This is a genomic window from Amycolatopsis pigmentata (assembly GCF_042684065.1).
Classification (GTDB): domain Bacteria; phylum Actinomycetota; class Actinomycetes; order Mycobacteriales; family Pseudonocardiaceae; genus Amycolatopsis_E; species Amycolatopsis_E pigmentata.
Genome location: NZ_JBHUKR010000017.1, coordinates 132,614 through 154,568, shown reverse-complemented (window position 1 = coordinate 154,568; position 21,955 = coordinate 132,614). Strand labels below are relative to the sequence as shown.

1 protein-coding gene and 1 pseudogene are annotated in these 21,955 nt (G+C 70.1%); both read left to right on the top strand.

The window, feature by feature from the left end:
- Positions 1-10: 10 nt before the first annotated feature.
- A pseudogene (locus ACFSXZ_RS28190) lies at positions 11-9,500 on the top strand (amino acid adenylation domain-containing protein).
- Positions 9,501-9,543: 43 nt separating this feature from the next.
- Positions 9,544-21,948 (top strand): non-ribosomal peptide synthetase, encoded by a 12,405-nt coding sequence (locus ACFSXZ_RS28180; protein WP_378268241.1) that lies wholly within the window; start codon positions 9,544-9,546, stop codon positions 21,946-21,948.
- Positions 21,949-21,955 lie beyond the last annotated feature (7 nt).

Below are 21,955 nucleotides of genomic sequence, written 5' to 3'. Positions count from 1 at the left end.
CGCACCGTCGGTGCCGGACCTGTTCACCAGGCAAGCGGAGCGAACACCCGACGCGGTGGCCGTGGCCGACGGCGAGCGGGTTCTGACCTACCGGCGACTCGACGAGCTCGCGGGCCGGTTGTCCGGGCGTTTGCTCGGCCGGGGCGTCCGCCGTGGCGACCGCGTCGCGGTCATGCTGGAGCGTTCGGCCGACCTGGTGGTGGCGCTGCTCGCCGTGTGGAAGGCGGGCGCGGCGTATGTGCCCGTGGACGCCGGTTATCCCGCGCGGCGGGTGGCGTTCATGGCGGAGGACTCGGGCGCCTCCCTGGTGGTGTGCTCGCTCGCGACGCGCGAGGGCGTACCGGAAGGGATCGAGTCGATCGTCGTCACCGATGAGGATTCGAGCGAATCGCCGGTGGCCATGGTCCGCCCGGGGGACCTGGCGTACGTGATGTACACCTCCGGCTCGACGGGCACGCCGAAGGGCGTGGCGGTTTCCCATCGGAGTGTCGCCGAACTGGCGGGCGATTCCGGCTGGGCGGTCGAACCTGGCGACGCGGTCCTCATGCATGCGCCGCATTCCTTCGACGCGTCCCTGTTCGAGATCTGGGTAACGCTGGTGTCGGGTGCCCGGGTGGTGATCGCCGAGCCGGGGCCGGTGGATGCCCGGCGCCTCCGGGAAGCGGTCACCGCCGGGGTGACGAGGGCGCATCTCACGGCGGGCACTTTCCGTGCGGTGGCAGAGGAATCACCGGAATCGTTCGCCGGGCTCCGCGAGGTGCTGACCGGTGGTGATGTGGTGCCCGCGCACGCGGTGGAGCGGGTGCGGACGGCCTGTCCCGAAGTACGGATCCGGCATTTGTACGGTCCGACGGAGACCACGCTGTGCGCGACGTGGCACGTGCTCGAGCCAGGTGACGTGCCGGCGCCGGTCTTGCCGATCGGCCGTCCGCTGCCGGGCCGCCACGCTTACGTGCTCGACGCGTCGCTGCGGCCCGTGGCGCCGGGCGTGGTCGGTGACCTGTACCTGGCCGGCGCCGGTCTGGCGGACGGCTACCTCGGCCGCGCGGGGCTGACGGCGGAACGGTTCGTGGCGAATCCGTTCGCACCCGAAGACAACGCGTCGCGGAGCGCCTCCTTGAGGAGTGGTGGCCGGGCGACGGGTGGGAAAATGTACCGGACCGGGGACCTCGCCCAGTGGACCGCCGACGGCGAGCTGGTGTTCGGGGGCCGGGCCGACGACCAGGTGAAGATCCGTGGTTTCCGGATCGAGCCTGGCGAGGTCGAAGCCGCGCTGACCACTCAGCCGGAGGTCCACGAGGCCGTGGTGGTCGCGCGCGACGGGCGCCTGATCGGTTATGTGGTGGCGGACGCGGATCCTCTGCTCATCCGCGAGCGTCTTGGCGCGATGTTGCCGGAGTACCTGGTCCCGGCCGTCGTGATCACAATGGACGCTTTGCCGTTGACCGGAAATGGCAAAGTGGACCGTGCGGCGCTGCCCGCGCCCGAATTCGCGCCGGACGCCACGGGCCGTGCGCCCGCCACCGAGACGGAGAGTGTCCTCTGTGGACTTTTCGCCGAACTGCTCGGTCTGGAACGAGCCGGTGCGGACGACGGTTTCTTCGAGCTGGGCGGCGATTCGATCGTCGCCGTGCGCCTGGCGGCACGCGCGGCCACAGCCGGCCTCCTGGTGACGCCCTCTCAGATCTTCACCGAGAAGACCCCCGCACGGCTGGCTGCCGTGGCGCGTGCCATCCCGGCCGACCGGCCCGTTGACGACCCCCTGATCACACTGAGCGCGGAAGACAAAGCGGAACTGGAAATCGCCGCTCCCGGCGCCGAGGAAATCTGGCCGCTGGCACCGCTCCAAACAGGACTGTTCTTCCAGGCGACCCTCGATCCCCAGGGTCCCGACATCTACCAGACACAGTGGATCGTGGAGCTGACCGGGCCGCTGGACGTGGCCCTGCTGCGGGCCGTGTGGGAAGGGGTCTTCACCCGGCACGCCGAGCTTCGGCTGAGCTTCCACCGGCTCACGTCGGGCGAAGCGGTGCAGGCCGTTGCCGGACACGTCACCCTGCCGTGGCGTGAGGTGGACCTGAGCGGGGCGAGCGATGTCGACGCGGCCGTCGACGCGCTGGCAGAACAGGAAAAGCGGCAACGGTTCGATCTCGCCAAGGCGCCGCTGTTCCGGCTGGTACTGGCCCGGATCGGCGAAGACCGGCACCGCCTGCTGGTCGTCAACCACCACATCCTGACCGATGGCTGGTCGGTGTCGGTCATCCTCAACGAGGTGGCCGAGGCGTACGCGGCCGGCGGGCGGTTCCCGGACCGGACGGGCGCCGCCACCTACCGGGACTATCTGGCCTGGCTGGACCGGCAGGACAAGGAGGCGGCCTGCGCGGCCTGGCGAGCGGAGCTGTCCGGTGTCGACGAGCCCGCGTTGATCGCGAAGGCGGCCGCGGGAACGGACTACGACTACCGCGTCACGTTCCTGTCGCCGGAGGTCCGCACCAGGCTGATCGAGTTCTCCCGCGACCACGGGCTGACGGTGAACACGGTGGTGCAGGGCGCGTGGGCGTTGGTGCTGGCGCGGTTGGCGCGGCGGACCGACGTGGTGTTCGGCACCACGGTCGCCTGCCGTCCCGCCGAGCTCCCGGGGGTGGAGTCGATGCCGGGGCTGTTGATGAACACGGTGCCGGTCCGGGTGCCACTGGACGGTGGACAGCCCGTCGTGGACATGCTCACCGACCTGCAGCGCCGTCAGGTGGCCCTGATGCCGCACCAGCATCTGGGGCTGCCGGAGATCCAGAAGGCGGCCGGGCCGGGCGCGGTGTTCGACACGTTGCTGGTGTTCGAAAACTATCCGCGGGACTTCGCCGACCGGTTCACCTATCTCGGCACGATCGAGGGGACGCACTACCCGGTGACCGTCGGCGTCATCCCGGGAGACCGGTTCAGGATCCAGCTCGGCTACCGGCGCGGGCAGGTCGATCAGAACGTCGCCGACGCGGTTCTGGGATGGTTCGCCGATGTGCTCGGCAAGCTGACCGCCGATCCGTCCGGCCGGGTGGGGCGGATCGGTCTGGACGCGGCCCCGGCGGGCCACTGGGACCCGCCGTTGCTGGCGGGGGAGCCGCTGCCGGTACTGGTCGGGCGGATGGCGGCGGAGCGGCCGGGCGAAGTGGCGCTCGTGGATGGCGATGGTGAGTTGTCGTACGGGGAGCTGTGGGAGCGGTCGCTGAAGATCGCGGCCGTGCTGCGCGCGCACGGCGTGGGGTCCGAGCGCCGGGTCGGCCTGGTGGTGGGGCGGTCGTCCTGGTGGGTCGTGGGGATGTTGGGCGTGATGATGGCCGGAGGCACGTTCGTGCCGGTGGATCCGGCGTATCCCGACGAGCGCAAGCAGTGGATCTTCCGCAGCGCGGAACCGATGTTGGTGTTGTGTCAAGGAAAGACGCGAGAAGCGGTCCCGGCGGAATTCGCGGACCGGCTGATGGTGGTCGACGAACTGGACCTGGCGGAGACCCCGCACGGGGCACTGCCGCAAGTGGGTCCTCGTGACGCGGCGTACGTGATCTACACCTCGGGGTCCACGGGCACTCCGAAGGGCGTCGTCGTGACCCACGCGGGGCTGGGAAATCTGGCGATGGCGCATATCGACCGGTTCCGCGTGACGCCGTCGTCGCGGGTCCTCCAGCTCGCGGCGCTCGGCTTCGACACCATCGTGTCCGAGGTGATGATGGCGTTGTTGTCGGGGGCGACGCTGGTGATGCCGCCGGAGCAGGATCTGCCACCGCGGGTGTCGTTGACCGAGGCGCTGGAACGGTGGGACATCACGCAGGTGAAGGCTCCACCATCGGTGCTCGCCACCGTCGACACCTTGCCGGAGCAGGTGGAGACGGTGGTCGCGGCGGGAGAACTCTGCCCGCCGGGGCTGGTGGATCGCCTGGCGGCGGGCCGTCGGATGATCAACGCCTACGGGCCGACCGAGACCACGATCTGCGCGACGGTGAGCATGCCGTTGTCGGCGGGGCAGGATCCGGTCCCGTTCGGGAAGCCGATCGCGGGGGTTCGTGGCTACCTGCTGGACTCGTTCCTGCGCCCGGTGCCGCCGGGGGTCATCGGTGAGCTGTATCTGGCCGGGATCGGGGTGGCTCGCGGCTATCTGGGGCGCCCGGCGCTGACCGCCGAGCGGTTCGTCGCGGATCCCTTCGCTCCCGACAGCGGTGGGCGGATGTACCGCACGGGAGACCTGGCGTACTGGACGGACCAGGGCGAACTGGTGTCCGCCGGGCGGGCCGACGACCAGGTCAAGATCCGTGGGTTCCGGGTCGAACCCCGCGAGGTCGAGTTCGCATTGTCCACCCATCCCCGGATCACTCAGGCCACGGTGACCGTCCGCGAGGGCCGCCTGCTGGCCTATGTGTCGCCGGGCGACATCGATACCGGGGCGGTGCGGGACGAACTGGCGTCCCGGCTCCCTCAGTACATGGTGCCCGCGGCGGTGACAGCGCTTGATGCCCTGCCGCTGACCGCGCACGGGAAGATCGATCGGCGCGCGCTGCCTGACCCCGATTTCACCGCCGGGGCGACGGCCCGGGAGCCGGCCACCGAGGCCGAGCGGGTGCTGTGCGAGTTGTTCGCCGAATTGCTCGGTCTGGAACTGGCCGGTGTGGACGACAGTTTCTTCGAACTGGGCGGGGATTCGATTCTCGCGATGCAGTTGGCGGCACGGGCGCGGCGCGCGGGTCTGTCGTTCGCCGCGGCGGATGTCTTCGACGGGCGGACACCGGCGCGCATCGCGCTGCTGGCGGCCGCATCGTCCGCGCCGGAAAGTGATCGCTCCACAATGGCCGATGGCGTTGGGGAGGTCGAGTGGACGCCGGTGACGTGGGTGTTGGGGGAAGGTGTCGCGGGGCCGGGGTTCGCGCAGTGGGTCGTGATGGGGGCGCCTTCGGATTTGACGGAGGAGGCGTTGGCGGCGGGTTTGGCGGCCGTGGTGGATACGCACGACATGGTGCGAGCGCGGGTGGTCGACGGCGAGGCGGGCCGGCGGTTGGTGGTGGGTGAGCGTGGATCGGTCGATGTGCGCGGTTCGGTCACGCGCGTGGGTTTCGACGGCGGCTCACTGGACGAGGTGGTGGAGACCGCGGCCCGGGAGGCCGTGGGGCGGTTGGATCCGGCTGCCGGTGTGATGGTCCGGGTGGTGTGGGTGGACGCGGGGCCGGGCCGGCTGGGGCGATTGGTGGTCGCGGTGCACCACCTGGCGATCGACGGCGTGTCGTGGCGGGTTTTGCTGCCGGATCTGGAGGCGGCCTGTGAGGCGGTGGCGGCCGGGCGAGACCCGGTGCTGGAGCCGGTGGAGGTTTCGTTCCGCCGGTGGGCCGGTTTGCTGACGGAGTGGGCGGTTTCCGCGGAGCGGGTCGCGGAGTTGGCGGCGTGGAAGGCGATTCTCGGGCAGGAGGATCAGCCGGCCGGAGGGCGCGGGCTGAACGGGGACCGTGCCGCGGCCGGGGAGGTGCGTTCGCGGTCGTGGGTGGTGCCCAGCGTCGAGACGGCGGTGCTGACCGGGCGGGCTCCGGTGGTGTTCCACTGCGGGGTGCACGAGGTCCTGCTGGCCGGGCTGGCCGGAGCCGTGGCGCGGTGGCGTGGTGGGGACGTGCTGGTGGACGTGGAAAACCATGGCCGCCATCCCGTCGACGGGATGGATCTGTCCAGGACGGTGGGCTGGTTCACCAGCGTGCATCCGGTGCGGCTGGAGATGGCGGGGATCGACCTGGCGGAGGCGGTTGCCGGGGGACCGGCGGCCGGGCGTTTGCTGAAGGTGGTCAAGGAGCAGTCGCGGGCGGTGCCCGGCGACGGGCTCGGATATGGATTGCTGCGTTATCTGAATCGCGAAACCGGGCCGGTTCTGGCGGCGTTGCCCTCGCCGTGGATCGGGTTCAACTACATGGGCCGGTTCGCCACCGGTGACCGGAATGGCGTGCGGGCCTGGCAGCCGGTCGGCGCGATGGGGAGTTCGCTGGAACCGGGAATGGGCCTGCCGCACGCACTCGAGGCCAGTGCGATCGTCGAGGACGCGCCGGAGGGTCCGAAGTTGACGCTCATGGTGGAATGGCGGGACGAACTGTTCGGCGAAGCCGAAATGGCACGGCTGGGCCGGAAATGGCTGGACATGTTGTCAGGGCTGGCCGGTCAGGCGGATGATCCTTCGGCAGGGGGACATACGGCTTCCGACTTCGACCTCATCGACCTGGACCAGGACGAGATCGAGGAATTCGAAACAATCGCGGCGGAACTCCAGTAACAGCGCTGAAAAGCAACGGAGGCTAGATTTCGTGAACAGTCCGACGACGTCCCACGGAATGGCGCTCGCGGAAGTCTGGCCGCCGTCGCCGATGCAGGAGGGAATCCTCTATCACGCCGCGCTCGACGACGAGGGTCCCGATATCTACCTGATCCAGCAATCGCTGTTCGTCGACGGACCTCTGGACACGGGGCGGTTCCGAAAGTCCTGGGAGAGCCTTCTCGGCCGGCACGCGGCGCTTCGGGCGTGCTTTCACCGGCGGAAGTCCGGCGAGATGGTCCAGCTCATTCCCCGGGAGGTGAAGCTTCCCTGGGCCGAACACGATCTGTCCCATTTGGCCGAAGGTGACGCGCTGGCCGAAGTGAGCGTGATCGCGGACAAGGAGCGCGCCAAGAGATTCGACCTGGCGAAGCCTCCGCTTCTGCGGCTGACGCTGATCCGGCTCGGTCCGGAGAAACACTGTCTGGTCACGACGAGCCATCACCTGGTCATGGACGGGTGGTCGCGGGCGATCCTCGAGTCCGAACTCCTCGAAATCTATGCGGCGGGCGGTGTTGTCTCGGGACTCCGGGCGGCGGGTTCCTACCGGGACTATCTGGCCTGGCTGCGCCGGCAGGACAAGGAGGCCGCCCGCGCGGCGTGGCGCGCGGAGCTGGCCGGTGCCGACCCGTCGACGCTCGGGATCCCCGAAAGGACAAGGAAAACTCCGGGATCGCGGGCACGGGAGGTGATCCGCTATTCGCCGGAGTTCACCTCCGCTCTGGCCGAGTTCGCCCGTGGCCACGGGTTGACGCTGAACACGTTGGTGCAAGGGGCGTGGGCGGTGGTGCTGGCCCGGCTGGCGCGCCGTCGTGACGTGGTCTTCGGCGCGGTGGTTTCGGGGCGTCCGGCGGAGGTCCCCGGCGTGGAGCAGACCGTGGGGCTGTTCATCAACACCGTGCCGGTGCGGGTCCGGTTGGACGGCGGGCAGCCGGTCCTTCGGATGCTGACCGAGTTGCAGGAGCGGCAGTCCGCGCTCATTTCGCATCAGCATCTCGGGTTGCAGGAAATCCAGAAGCTTCCCGGGGCGAGTTTCGACACGATCGTGTCGTTCGAGAACTACGTCGATCCGGCGGCGAAATCGGACTCCGACAGCGGTCTCAGGCTGACCCTGAAGGAGTTCCATCAGTCGGCGCCGTACGCGATCCTGCTGGGCATCATGCCGGGCGAGAGCCTCCAGACCGACGTGGAGTACCAGCCGGAATCGCTCAGCGCCCAAGCCGCCAAGGAGGCTCTCCACGGTCTCGCCCGTGTTCTCGGGCGAATCATCGCGGAGCCCGATGCGGTGGTCGGGCGGCTGGACGTGGTGGGGGACACCGAACGTGAGCTGGTGGTCGATCGGTGGAACGAGACGGGCGGGGCGATCGGCGCGGCATCGGCGGTGGATCTGTTCCGACGGCGGGTGGAAAGCGCACCTGACGCGACGGCGGTGACGGCCGGGGACCGGGCCTGGTCGTATGCGGAGCTGGACCAGTGGTCCGGCCGGCTGGCGCACGCGCTCACGGATCGCGGCGTGCGACGCGGCGACCGTGTCGGGGTGGTGCTGGAACGGTCGGCGGAGGTGCTGGCGGCGTGGCTCGGGGTGTGGAAGGCCGGAGCGGCGTTCGTGCCCGTTGATCCGGACTATCCGGCGGACCGGGTGGCCTTCCTGCTGTCCGACTCCGCGGTCGCCGCGGTGGTGTGCCGGGACGAGACCTCGGGCGTGGTGCCGCCGGGCTGTCAGCGGGTTCTGGTGGATGACGCCGACGACGGCGAGATTTCCCTTGTGCCGGTCGGAGCGGACGACCTGGCGTACGTGATGTACACGTCCGGCTCGACCGGGACTCCGAAGGGCGTGGCGATCCCGCACGGGGGCGTGGCGGCACTGGCCGGAGATCCGGGGTGGGACGTGCGCGCCGGCGACGCGGTGCTGATGCACGCTCCGCACACCTTCGACGCGTCGCTGTACGACGTGTGGGTGCCGCTCGTGTCCGGGGCGCGAGTGATGATCGCCGAGCCGGGCGTGGTCGACGCGGAACGACTCGCCGCCCATGTCAGGAACGGCCTCACCGCGGTGAACTTCACCGCGGGCCACTTCCGGGCGCTCGTGCAGGAGTCACCGGAATCCTTCTCCGGACTCCGCCAGGTGGCGGCGGGCGGAGACGTGGTGCCGCTCGATGTGGTGGAGCGCGTGCGGCAGGCTTGCCCGCGGTTGCGCGTCTGGCATACCTACGGCCCGACGGAAACCACGCTCTGTGCGACGTGGAAAGCGATCGAGCCCGGCGACCCGGTGGGGCCGGTGCTGCCGATCGGCAGGGCGTTGCCGGGCCGGCGGCTGTATGTGCTGGATGTCTTCCTGCGTCCGTTGCCGCCGGGCGTCGCGGGTGATCTGTACATCGCCGGCGTCGGCGTGGCACAGGGCTACCTGGGTAGTACGGCGTTGACCGCGGAGCGGTTCGTCGCGGATCCCTTTTCCCGGGATGGCGCCTCCAGGATGTATCGGACCGGGGATCTGGCGTACTGGACCGACGAAGGCGAGCTGGTGTTCGCCGGCCGGGCCGATGACCAGGTGAAGATCCGTGGCCACCGTGTGGAGCCGGGTGAGGTCGAGGCGGTGCTGACCGGGCTGCCGGGCGTCGAGGGGTCCGTGGTGGTGGCGCGTGAGGGACGTTTGATCGGTTACGTCGTGTCCGGCGACGGCGTGGACACGGTGTGGTTGCGCGATCAGGTCGCCAAGGTGTTGCCGGACTACCTGGTGCCGGCGGAAGTGATCGTGCTGCCCGCGCTGCCGGTGACGGCGAACGGGAAGGTGGACCGGGAAGCGTTGCCGGATCCCGACTTCAGCGGGCGCGTTTCCGGCCGGGAGCCGCGCACCGAGGTCGAGCGGGCCTTGTGTGCGCTCTTCGCCGAAGTGCTCGGTCTGGACCGGGTCGGGGTGGACGACAGTTTCTTCGAAATAGGCGGCGATTCCATCTATTCGGTGAAACTGGCGGCGCGGGCGCTGCGCGCCGGAATGCCCTTCGGCGTGGCGGAGGTGTTCGAGCACCGGACGCCCGCGGGGCTCGCCGCGGTCGTCGATCCGGAAGGCGCCCCCGCGGCCGATCCCGAGCCCGGATCCGGCCTTCTCGACCTGGGCCAGGACGAGATCGACGAATTCGAGGCGGAATTCGACGACGTCCGTCAGGCCGCCGACTGATGATTCTTTTCGCGGGGTCCGTAGATGATCGAGGGAGATATTGATGGCTCAGTCGCGGATCGAGGAATTCTGGCCGCTGTCGCCACTCCAGGAAGGGCTGCTCTTCCACACGGTCTACGACGCCGACGGACCCGGCCTCTACGTGGGCCACTGGATCCTGGACCTGGACGGGCCGGTGCACGCGGCCCGGCTGCGCGCGGCTTGGGAGGCGCTGCTGGCCCGGCACGCCGCACTCCGGGCTTGTTTCCGGCAGCGCAAATCGGGTGAGACGGTGCAGCTGATCCCCAGGCAGGTGGAACTGCCCTGGCGGGTGGCCGACGTTTCCCGTCTCGATGATCCCGAAAAGGCCGTGCGAGAGCTGGCCGAGGAGGATCGGACGGCGGGATTCGACCTCGCGAACCCGCCGTTGCTGCGGCTGACCCTGATCCGGGTCACCGACGGCAACCATCGCCTGGTGGTCACCTGCCATCACGCGATCATGGACGGCTGGTCGATGCCCATCATCTTCGACGAGTTGTTGGCGCTGTACGCGGCCGATGGTGACCCGCTGGACCTGCCTCCGGCGCGGTCGTACCGCGAATATCTCGCGTGGCTGGACCGGCAGGACAAGGAGCGGACGCTGTCGGCATGGGCGGCCGAACTGCGTGGTGCCGGGGAGCCGACGCTGGTGGCGCCCGCCGATCAGGGGCGAGCGCCCGAAATGCCGGAGAACGTCACGGTCGAGCTGCCGGAGAACCTCACGCGATCGCTGGGCGAACTGGCTCGTGGCCATGGGCTGACGCTGAACACGGTGGTGCAGGGCGCGTGGGCGCTGGTGCTGGCGCAGCTGTCAGGCCGGACGGATGTGGTGTTCGGGGCCGTCGCGTCGGCGCGCCCGCCGGATTTGCCCGGCGTGGAAGGAATGGTGGGGCTGTTCCTCAACACCGTTCCGGTGCGCGTGCGGCTGCGCGGCTCGATGCCGGTCGTCGAACTGCTGGCGGAGTCGCAGAAGCGGCAGTCGGCGCTCATTCCTCACCAGTACGCGGGGCTGGCGGACATCAAGAAGGCGGCAGGCCCCGGCGCGATCTTCGACACTTTGCTGGTCTTCCAGAACTTTCCCCGTGAGCTCGGCGAACCGGACTCCGCGGAGACTTTCGGCATTCGCATCAACCAGGGCAGGGAAGCCGCTCATTATCCGCTGACGCTGGTCGCCGTCCCGGGCGAGTCGATGCTGCTCAATCTCGACTATCGGGCGGATCTTTTCGACCGGAACACCGCGCTCGCCATCATCGAGCGATTCACGGGGATTCTTCGTCAGTTGACGGGTGCACGCGACCTCACGGTGGCCGACGTCGATGTGACGACTACGGCCGAGCGTGCTTTGGTCGTGAACGAATGGAGCGCAGGCTCCCCCGTGGTGCCGAGTTGTCTGGCTCCTGATCTGTTCGACCGTCAGGTGGAGCGCCGCCGCGACGGGGTGGCGGTCCTCGATGGCGATCGGGTGATGTCCTACGGGGAACTGGCGGAGTACTCGGAGAGGCTCGCCGGCTACCTGAGCGGCCGTGGGGTTCGGCGCGGGGATCGGGTGGCCGTGGTGATGGAACGGTCGCCCGACCTGATCGCGACGTTGCTCGCGGTGTGGAAGACGGGCGCGGCCTATGTTCCGGTGGATCCCGCCTACCCGGCGGAACGCGTGAAGTTCATGCTGGCGGACGCGGAGCCGGTGGCCGTGGTGTGCGCGGAAGCGCACCGGGATGCCGTGCTGGACGGCGGGCTCGATCCGGTCGTCCTCGACGATCCGCCGACGCGGCAAGCGGTGGCGGAGTGCGCTCGTCTGTCGGTCGGTGCGACCACCCATGACCTCGCCTACGTGATGTACACGTCGGGGTCGACGGGCACGCCGAAGGGGGTCGCGGTATCGCACGGCAATGTCGCGGCGTTGGTCGGGGAGCCGGGATGGGGAGTGGGGCCCGACGACGCCGTGTTGATGCATGCCTCGCACGCGTTCGACATCTCTCTGTTCGAAATGTGGGTGCCGCTGGTTTCGGGTGCCCGGGTGGTGCTGGCGGGACCCGGCTCGGTGGACAGCGAGGCGCTGGCCGGATATGTGGGCTCCGGGGTCACGGCCGCCCACCTGACCGCCGGGACCTTCCGGGTGCTGGCCGAGGAGTCCCCGGAGTCGGTCGCCGGTCTGCGCGAGGTGCTGACCGGCGGGGACGCGGTGCCGTTGGCCGCGGTGAAGCGGGTGCGGCGGGCGTGCCCGGACGTGCGGGTGCGGCATCTCTACGGCCCGACGGAGGCCACGCTGTGTGCGACGTGGTGGATGCTCGAACCCGGCGACGAGACGGGTGCGGTGCTCCCGATCGGACGACCGCTTTCCGGACGGCGGGTGTACGTCCTCGATGCGTTCTTGCGGCCCGTGCCGCCGGGAGTCGTGGGCGAGTTGTATGTCGCCGGAGCCGGTGTGGCGCAGGGCTATCTGGGTCGTCCGGCGTTGACGGCCGAGCGTTTCGTCGCCGATCCGTTGACGGATGACGCCGCGGCGCGGAGCGCCTCCGTGGGGGGTGACGGTCGGGCGACGGGCGATGCCGCGGCGCGGAGCGTCTCCGTGGGGGGTGGTGGTCGGGTGACGGGTGGGAGGATGTATCGGACGGGGGATCTGGCGTACTGGACCGGCAAGGGCGAGCTGGTGTTCGCCGGACGGGCCGACGACCAGGTGAAGATCCGCGGGTACCGAGTGGAGCCCGGGGAGATCGAGGTGGTTCTCGCCGGGCTGCCCGGCGTCGGCCAGGCCGTGGTGGTCGCCCGGGACGAGCGCCTGATCGGTTATGTGGTCGCCGAAGCGGGCGGGGAAGCCGACCCGGCGCGGCTGCGCGAACGGCTCGCCGCGACGCTGCCCGAATTCATGGTTCCGGCCGCCGTGCTGGTGCTCGACGAGTTGCCGTTGACGGTCAACGGAAAGGTGGACCGGCAGGCCCTGCCCGAACCGGATTTCGCCGCGGACGCGGTGGGCCGCGAGCCGGCCACGGAGGCCGAGCGGATCCTTTGTGGAGTGTTCACCGAGGTTCTCGGTGTGGCAGGGGTCGGGGTCGGGGACAGCTTTTTCGAGCTGGGCGGGGATTCGATCTCGTCGATGCGGGTGGCCGCCCGTGCGCGCCGCGAGGGCATCTCCCTGACCCCTCGGCAGGTGTTCGAGCATCGGACCCCGGAGCGCCTGGCGGCGCTGGCCCACGGAACCGCGACCTCGCGAAGCTCCACAATGGACACAGGCGTGGGGGAAATCCCGTGGACGCCCGTGATGCGTGCCCTCGGGGATGCCGTGACGCGCCCAGGCTTCGCACAGGCACGAGTCGTCGTGACCCCGGCCGGCTTCGATCCGGACGCGCTGGTGAAGGCCCTGCGGGCGGTGCTGGATGTGCATGATCTTCTGCGGGCCCGGGTGACTTCCGACGGACGGCTGATGGTGGCCGAACAGGGTGCGGTGGACGCGGCCGGCCTGGTGACGCGGGTAGCGGCTGGGCCCGGGAACCTCGATGAGGTCGCCGAGCGCGAAGCCGGAACGGCGGCGGACGCGCTGGACCCGGCGGCGGGCATCATGGTGCGGGCCGTCTGCGTCGACGCCGGAAACGCCGGGCCGGGCCGTTTGGTGGTCGTGGCGCATCACCTGGTCGTCGACGCGGTCTCGTGGGGAATCCTGTTGCCGGACCTGCGATCGGCCTACGACGAGGTGAAATCCGGCGGGACCCCTGCCCTCGAACCGGCGGCGACGTCGTACCGGCAGTGGGCGCGGCGGCTGACCGAGCAGGCTTCCAGCGAACGGACCGTCGCCGAACTCGATCACTGGGTCGCCGTCCTGGACGGCGTGAAACCGTTCCCGGAACAGCAAAGCGGTCAGTCTCACTCGTGGTCCCGGACAGTTTCCGGAGCCGAAGCACACAGCCTGGTGACTCAGGTGCCGGGCGCGTTCCACTGCGGGGTCCAAGAAGTCCTGTTGGCGGGCCTCGCGGGCGCGGTGGCGCGCGATGGCGCGGTTCTCGTGGATGTGGAAGGCCACGGCCGCCATGCCGCCGACGGCGAGGATCTGGTGCGCACGGTGGGCTGGTTCACCAGCGTTCACCCGGTCCGCCTCGATGTCTCCGATGCCGATCTGCCGTCCGGGGACCTGCTCAAGGTCGTGAAGGACCAGGTCCGTGCCGTTCCCGGCGATGGGCTCGGTTATGGGCTGTTGCGCTATCTCAACCCCGAGACCGGAGCCAGGCTGGCCGAGTTGCCGTCCGCGCGGATCGGCTTCAACTACCTCGGCCGGTCCGGTGCCGCCTCGGAAGACAGCGCGTGGGAGGTGATCGAAGGGTCACTGGGCGGTGGTCTGGACCTGATCGGATCCCACGTGCTGGAGGTCGGTGCCGACGTTCAGGACACTCCGGCCGGACCTCGGCTGCGGCTCGTCGTCGACGGCCGGGATCTCGCGCCCGAGACGGTGGAACGGCTCGGTGAGGCCTGGCTGGACATGCTGACCGGCCTCGCGGCACTGGCCGGGGATCCTGGCGCGGGTGGCCATACCCCGTCCGACTTCGCTCTTGTCGAGCTGACGCGGCGGGACGTGGCGGAGCTGGAGGCCGCGGTGCCGGGGTTGACCGACATCTGGGCCCTGTCGCCGCTCCAGGAAGGCATGCTGTTCGAACGGGCCCTGGACGAAGCCGGGGTCGATGTCTACCAGAGCCAGCGGGTGCTGGACCTCGACGGCCCGCTCGACGCGCAACGGTTGCGCGCGTCATGGAACCAGGTGGTCGCCCGGCACGAATCGCTCCGGGCGAGCTTCCACCAGCTGGGGTCCGGCGAAACAGTGCAGGTTGTCGCCGGCGAGGTCGAAATCCCTTGGCGTGAGGCCAATCTTTCGCGGCTCGACGAGGTGGACGCGGCCTCGGAGGTCGAACGTCTTCTCGCGGAGGATCAGGCAGAACGCTTCGACGTGGCCAAGCCGCCGTTGCTCCGGCTGTTGCTCATCCGTCTCGGCGAGGACAGGCACCGGTTGGTGGTGACGTCGCACCATGTTCTCCTGGACGGCTGGTCGACGCCGATCGTCCTGAGTGAGATGTCGGCCGGCTACGCGGGTGGGCAGATCTCGTCGACATCGCCCTCCTATCGGGATTACCTGGCCTGGCTGGGCCGTCAGGACGAGGAAGCGACCCGCTCGGCGTGGCGGTCCGAACTCGCCGGCTCGGACGAACCGACCCTCGTGGACGCCGACGCGGGCAAGACGATGGCCATGCCGGAGGTGCATTCCGAATGGTTGTCCGAAGAGGCGACCCGGACCCTCGACGGATTCGCGCGTGGCCACGGCTTGACGTTGAGCACGATCGTGCATGGCGCGTGGGCGTTGGTGCTCGCGCGGTTGGCGGGCCGGACGGATGTGGTGTTCGGGTCGGTGGTGTCGGGGCGTCCGGCCGAGGTGCCGGAGGTGGAGCGGATGGTGGGGATGTTCATCAACACCGTCCCCGCCCGCGTTCGCCTCGAAGGTGGCCTGCCGGTGCTCGAGATGCTTCAGGACCTGCAAAGGTGCCAGTCGGCGTTGACGGAACACCAGTACCTGGGACTGCCGGCGATCCAGAAGGTGGCGGGAACGGGCGCGATCTTCGACACCATCGTGATGGTCGTGAACTACCCGCACGACGCCACCGGTCTCGGTGACGACGGTGGTCTCGCGATCAGTTCGGTCCTCACGCGGACGGGTACCGGTTATCCGCTGGCCATGAGCGTTTCTCCCGGAAAGCGCTTACGGATCAACGTGTCCTTCCGCTCCCACCGGTTCGACCGGCGAACGGCCACCGAGGTCGCCCGGCAGGTCGTCCGCGTGGTGGAACGGATGGTGGCGGATCCCTCGATTCTCGTCGGCCGTCTGGCCGTGACGAACGAATCGACGCGCGCGTCGGTGGTGGAGGACTGGAACTCGACCGGCGAAGCGGCCGACGGGTCGACGGTGCCGGAGTTGTTCCGGCGCCAGGCCTGCGCCACCCCGGACGCGGTGGCGGTCATGGACGGGCCACGCACCTTGTCCTACGCCGACCTCGACCGGGAATCGGACCGGCTGGCCGGGCGCCTGGCCGGGGCGGGCGTGCGGCGCGGTGACCGCGTCGGAGTGGTCATGGAACGCGGCGCGGATCTGTTCGTCGCCCTTCTCGGGGCCTGGAAGGCGGGGGCCGCGCAGGTCCCGGTCAACGTGGACCATCCCGAGGAACGGATCGGACGGATGCTGGCCGATGCCGGTGTAGCGGTGGCGGTCTGCGTGGAAGCGACCCGTGACACGGTGCCGGACGGGATCGAGCCGGTTCTCGTGGACGCGCCGGCGATCGAGGGATCACGGCACGAGGCGCCGCCGCTCGTGGTCGGAGCGCACGACGTGGCCTACGTGATGTACACGTCGGGATCGACCGGGACGCCGAAGGGCGTCGCGGTGCCGCACGGAAGTGTCGCGGCGCTGACGAGCGACCCGGGCTGGGGGCAGGGCGCCGGCGATTGTGTGCTGCTGCACGCTTCGCACGCGTTCGACGCGTCCCTGGTCGAGATCTGGGTGCCGCTGGTCAGCGGAGCCCGCGTGATGGTGGCGGAACCGGGCACGGTCGACGCGCGGCGGCTCCGGGAAGTGATCGACCGGGGGGTGACCACCGTCCACCTGACCGCCGGTGCTTTCCGGGCCGTGGCCGAGGAATCGCCGGACTCCTTCCGCGGCCTGCGGGAAGTCCTGACCGGCGGGGACGCGGTACCACTCGCCTCCGTCGCCCGGCTGCGCCGGGCCTGCCCGGAGGTTCGCGTCCGGCAGCTCTACGGTCCCACCGAGACCACCCTCTGCGCCACGTGGCACGTCGTCGAGCCGTGGGCCCAAACCGGCGACACCTTGCCGATCGGCAGGCCGCTGGCCGGACGGCAGGCGTATGTGCTCGACGCGTTCCTCCAGCCGGTGGCGCCGAACGTGACCGGCGAGCTCTACCTCGCGGGCGCCGGTCTGGCGCACGGTTACCTCGGCGCCGGCGGACCGACCTCGGAACGATTCGTCGCCAACCCCTTCGCCCCGGACAAGGCGGATGACACCGCGGCGAGGATGTACCGGACCGGCGACCTGGCGCGCTGGAGCGACCAAGGCGAGCTGGTGTTCGCGGGACGGGCCGACGACCAGGTGAAGATCCGCGGCTACCGGGTCGAGCCCGCGGAGATCGAGGGGGCACTGACCGAAGTTCCCCAGGTCGCGCAGGCGGTCGTCGTGGCGAGGGAGGACGGCCCTGGCGAGAAGCGGCTGATCGCGTACGTGACCGCGGAATCGGGGCAGGGACTGGATTCCGGCGCGGTCCGCGAGCACCTCGCGGCGCGGCTGCCGGAGTACCTGGTGCCGGCAGTGGTGGTCGTGCTGGACGGTTTCCCGTTGACGGTCAACGGAAAGATCGACCGTCCGGCCCTGCCCGCTCCCGAGCTCACCGGGAAGCCGGCGGGCCGTGAGCCGCGCACCGAGGCCGAGCGAGTGCTGTGCGAACTGTTCGCCGAGGTCCTCGGGCTGGACCGGGTCGGCGCCGACGACAGTTTCTTCGAACTGGGCGGGGATTCGATCCTCTCCATGCGGCTGGCCGCCCGCGCGCGGCGCGAGGACGTCGTTTTCGATGCGGAACAGGTCTTCGAACACCGGACGCCGGCGGGCATCGCGGCGGTCGCCGAGCGCGGCGCCCGGACGCCGGCCGACCTCGCCGACGGTGTCGGTGAGGTCGCGTTGACGCCGGTGCTCCGGGCACTGATCGAACGCGATCCTCGCGCGATGACCCGGGGCGCCCTGGCGCAGTGGGTCATCATCGGTGCGCCCGGTGACCTGTCGGTGGACGCGCTGGTGGCCGGATTGGACGCGGTGATCGGCACACACGACATGTTGCGGAGCCGGATCGTCGAGACCGAGGGAGAAGAGCCCCGGCTGGTCGTCGCCGAACGGGGGGCCGTGGACGCGGCGACGATGGTCGAGCGGGTCGAGGCCGGCGCGGGTGATCCGGACCGGATCGCGGGTCGTCGCGCCGAAGAGGCCGCCCGGCGGCTGGATCCCGCCGCGGGCGTGATGGTCCAGGCGGTGTGGGTCGACGCGGGGCCCGGCCGGGTGGGGCGGGTCGTCGTGGCCGCGCATCACCTCGTGGTCGACGCGGTGTCGTGGCAGATCCTGCTGCCGGATCTGCGGACGGCTTGTGAAGCGGCGGTGGCGGGCCGGGAACCGGCGCTCGATCCGGTGGACGTCTCCTTCCGGCGATGGGCGCGGACGCTGGCCGATCAGGCAATGGTCCGGACCACTGAGCTGACGAGATGGACGGAGATCCTCGGCGGAGCGCGATCGCGGCTGGGCGAGCTGGATCCCCGGCGTGACACCGTGTCCACCGCGGGACGCAGGTCCTGGACCTTGCCGCCGGAGCAAGCGGGTGCGCTCGTGGAGAAGGCGACCTCGGCCTTCCACTGCGGTGTCCACGAAGTGTTGCTGGCCACCCTGGCGGGTGCGGTCGCCGCCTGGCGCGGCGGCACCGCCGTCGTGGTGGATGTCGAAGGTCATGGCCGTCAGCCCATCGACGACATGGACCTCTCGCGGACGCTCGGCTGGTTCACCGACCTCCATCCGCTCCGGCTGGAGGTGACCGGGGTCGACCTCGCCGAAGCGATCGCCGGTGGCGGCGCGGCCGGTCGCCTGCTGAAGCAGGTCAAGGAAAACGTGCGAGCCGTGCCCGTCGGCGGGCTCGGCTACGGGATGCTGCGTTATCTCAACGCCGAGACGGGGCAAGCCCTCGCGGCCCTTCCCGCGCCGGAGATCGGGTTCAACTACCTCGGCCGCTTTTCGTCCCGCCCCGAGCGCGACGCGGAGCCCTGGCAGATGGTGGGAACCGTCGGCGGTGCGGCCGAGCGGGACATGCCGTTGCGGCACGTCGTCGAGATCGACGCGGTCGTGCTGGACACCGCGGACGGACCGGCGTTCACGCTGACCGTGACCTGGGCAGGGCGGATTCTCGGTGACACCGAAGCGGAGTCGCTGGGGAGGGCATGGCTGGACATGCTGACCGGGCTCGCCGCCCACGTCGGCACTGTGCCGTTCGTTACCAATCCGACGGCAGCCACGGCGGAAACGGGTCTCTACGAGCAAGTCGGTTGCGGGCCGTGTCCGCCTACTTTCGGTCGGATCGGTAACGGCGCCGGAGGCCACACTCCCTCCGACTTCCCCCTCACCGCGCTGACGCAGCGGGATGTGGAAGAGGTCGAGGCCGCCGTAGGAAACCTGCTCGACATCTGGCCGCTGTCTCCGCTCCAGGAGGGCCTGCTTTTCCATGCCGCCGACCAACGGGGCCCGGAAGTCTATGCGGCGATGCTCGCCCTCGCCGTCGACGGACCCCTCGACGTCGCCCGCTTCCGCGCCTCCTGGCAGGCCCTTCTCGACCGGCATGCCGCCCTGCGGGCGAGTTTTCATCAGCTCGAGTCCGGTGAGACCGTGCAGGCGATCGCCCGCGAGGCCACGCTGCCCTGGCGGGAAACCGATCTGTCCGCGCTGCCCGAGGACGAGGTACCGGCGGAATTCGAGCGCCTCGCGGCGGAGTCACAGGCCGAGCGGTTCGACCTGACCCGGGCGCCACTGCTGCGCCTGCACCTGGTGCGTCTCGGCGAACGCCGGCATCGGCTGATCATCATGTCGCATCACATTTCGGCCGACGGATGGTCCCTGCCGATCTTCTCCGCCGACGCGATGGCGGTCTACGAAGCCGGCGGCGACAGCCATGCCCTTCCGGCCCCGACGTCGTACCGGGACTATCTCGCCTGGCTCGCTCGCCAGGACAAGGAGGCCGCGCGGGAGGCGTGGCGGACCGAGCTGGCGGGGCTCGACGAGGGAACCCATGTGGTGCCGCCGGAGACGATCACCGCGCCCGTCGAACGCGAGCGTGTCAAGTTCGAGCTCGACGACGAGCTGAGCCGGCAGGTCGTGGAGTTCACCCGCCACCACGGCGTGACGATGAACACCCTCTTCGAGGGGATCTGGGCGCTCCTCCTGGCCCGGCTGACGGGACGAAACGACGTGGTCTTCGGGACCACGGTGGCCGGGCGTCCGGCCGAGATCCCCGGCGTCGAGTCCGCGGTCGGCCTGTTCATCAACACGCTGCCGGTCCGTGCCCGGCTGGCCGGCGCCGAACCGTTCGTCGACATGCTGACCGATCTCCAGGAACGTCAGGTCGCGACGATGGCGCACCAGCACATCGGGCTGGCCGAGATCAACCAGTTCGCCGGTCAGGGCGCGGCGTTCGACACGCTCGTGTTGTTCGAGAACTACCCGCGTCCGCCGCGTTCGGCCGACGACCCCGAAAAGGTCTCCGTCCGTCCGGCGGGAGTCCTGAGCGACAGCGGGCATTACGGGCACTACCCGCTTTCCTTGCGCGCGTCGGAAAGCGATGGCGTTCGCGGCGACATCGTCTTCCGGCCGGACGCGTTCGATCGCGCCCAGGTCGAGGAGATGCGCGCGGCGATCGTCCGGGCACTGGCTCAGGTGACCGCCGATCCGCGGATACCGGTGGGGCGGATCGGCCTGATCGGCGCGGCGGAGCGCCGCCTGGTGGTGGAGGAATGGAATCGCACCGACGCGCCGCTGGAAGCGGAGTCGTTGCCGGTGTTGCTCCGCGCGCAGGTGCGGCGGTCGCCGGATGCGGTCGCGGTGGTGGACGCGGCGCGGAGCCTGTCGTTCAGTGAACTGCTGGACGAGGTGGAGACGCTGGCGCGGCTGCTCGCCGGTTCGGGTGTGCGGCGGGAGACCCGGGTGGGAGTGCTGGTAGAGCGGTCGGCGGAGCTGGCGGTGACCCTGCTCGGCGTGTTGTTCGCCGGCGGGGCGTTCGTTCCGGTCGATCCGGAGTATCCGGCCGAGCGGATCGAGTTGATGCTGACGAGTTCCGCGCCGGAGGTGCTGGTGTGCACGGCGGCGACCCGGGCGGTGGTGCCGGAGGAGTTCGCGGGCACGGTGCTGGTGCTGGACGAACTGCCCACCGCCGATCCGGGTGTGGTGCTGCCGCCGGTGGGGCTGGGCGATGCGGCGTACGTGATCTACACCTCGGGGTCGACGGGGGTGCCCAAGGGCGTCCTGGTCACCCATTCCGGGCTGGGCAATCTGGCGCGGGCGCATATCGAACGGATGGGCGTGACGTCCTCCTCGCGGGTCCTCCAGTTGTCCGCCATCGGATTCGACGCCATCGTCTCCGAGCTCTACATGGCACTGCTGGCGGGCGGAACCCTGGTGCTGCCTCCGGTGGAGAGCATGCCGCCCCGGGTGACCCTGGGCGACGCCATACGCCGGTGGGATATCACGCATCTCACCGTGTCGCCGAGTGTGCTGGCGGTCGAAGACGACCTGCCGGACACCCTGGCCACCGTGCTGACGGGTGGCGAGGTGTTGCCACCCGCACTGGTGGACCGCTGGTCGCCGGGCCGTCGGATGATCAACGCCTACGGGCCGACCGAGACGACCATCTGCTCGACGATGAGTTCCCCGTTGTCCCCGGGGCACGAAGTGGTCCCGCTCGGCGGCCCGATCCGCAACGTGCGGCATTACGTGCTCGACGCCTTCCTGCAACCGGTGCCGCCAGGTGTGGCGGGAGAGCTCTACATCTCGGGGGCCGGACTCGCCCGCGGCTACCTCGGACGCCCGGGCCTGACGGCGGAACGGTTCGTCGCCGACCCGTTCTCGCCGGGCGCCCGGATGTACCGCTCCGGCGACCGGTTCCGCTGGACCCGGGAAGGTCAGTTGATCTTCGTCGGCCGGGTCGACGCGCAGGTCAAGGTCCGCGGCTACCGGGTCGAGCCCGCCGAGATCGAGGCCGTGCTGGCGGAGCATCCGGGGGTTTCCCAGGTAGCCGTCGCCGTCCGCAGGGACGGGCCGGGCGAGAAGCGGCTGGTGGCCTATGTCGTCCCCTCGGCCGCGGAGGCCGGTCCGGGCGGCGCCCTGATGTCCGCGCTGCGCGAACTGGCGGCCGAACGCCTGCCGGAATACATGATGCCCGCGGCCTTCGTGGCGTTGGACCGGATGCCCCTGACCCCGAACGGCAAGCTCGATCAGCGGGCGCTGCAGGCCCCCGACTTCGCCGGGATGGCTTCGAAACGGGATCCGCGCACGGCCATGGAGGCGCGGTTGTGCGCACTGTTCGCGGAGGTGCTCGGCCTGGATCGCGTGGGCGCCGACGACAGTTTCTTCGAGCTGGGCGGAGATTCGATCCTCTCGATGCAACTGTCGGCCCGGGCCCGCCGGAGAGGCCTGGAACTGACGCCGTGGCAGGTGTTCGACGAAAAGACGCCGGAACGGCTGGCGGTGCTGGTCAAGGAATTCGCGGCCGAGGGCGGGGACACCGCCGCGGCACCGGAGTCCGCGGGCGGCATGCTCGTCGATCTTTCCCCTGACCAGCTTGACCAACTCGAGGCCGGACTGGCCGGCGAATGACCTCTAA

Coding starts and splice junctions, on each gene's coding strand:
- ACFSXZ_RS28180 (WP_378268241.1), top strand. CDS start 9,544: ATGGCTCAGTCGCGGATCGAGGAATTCTGGCCGCTGTCGCCACTCCAG.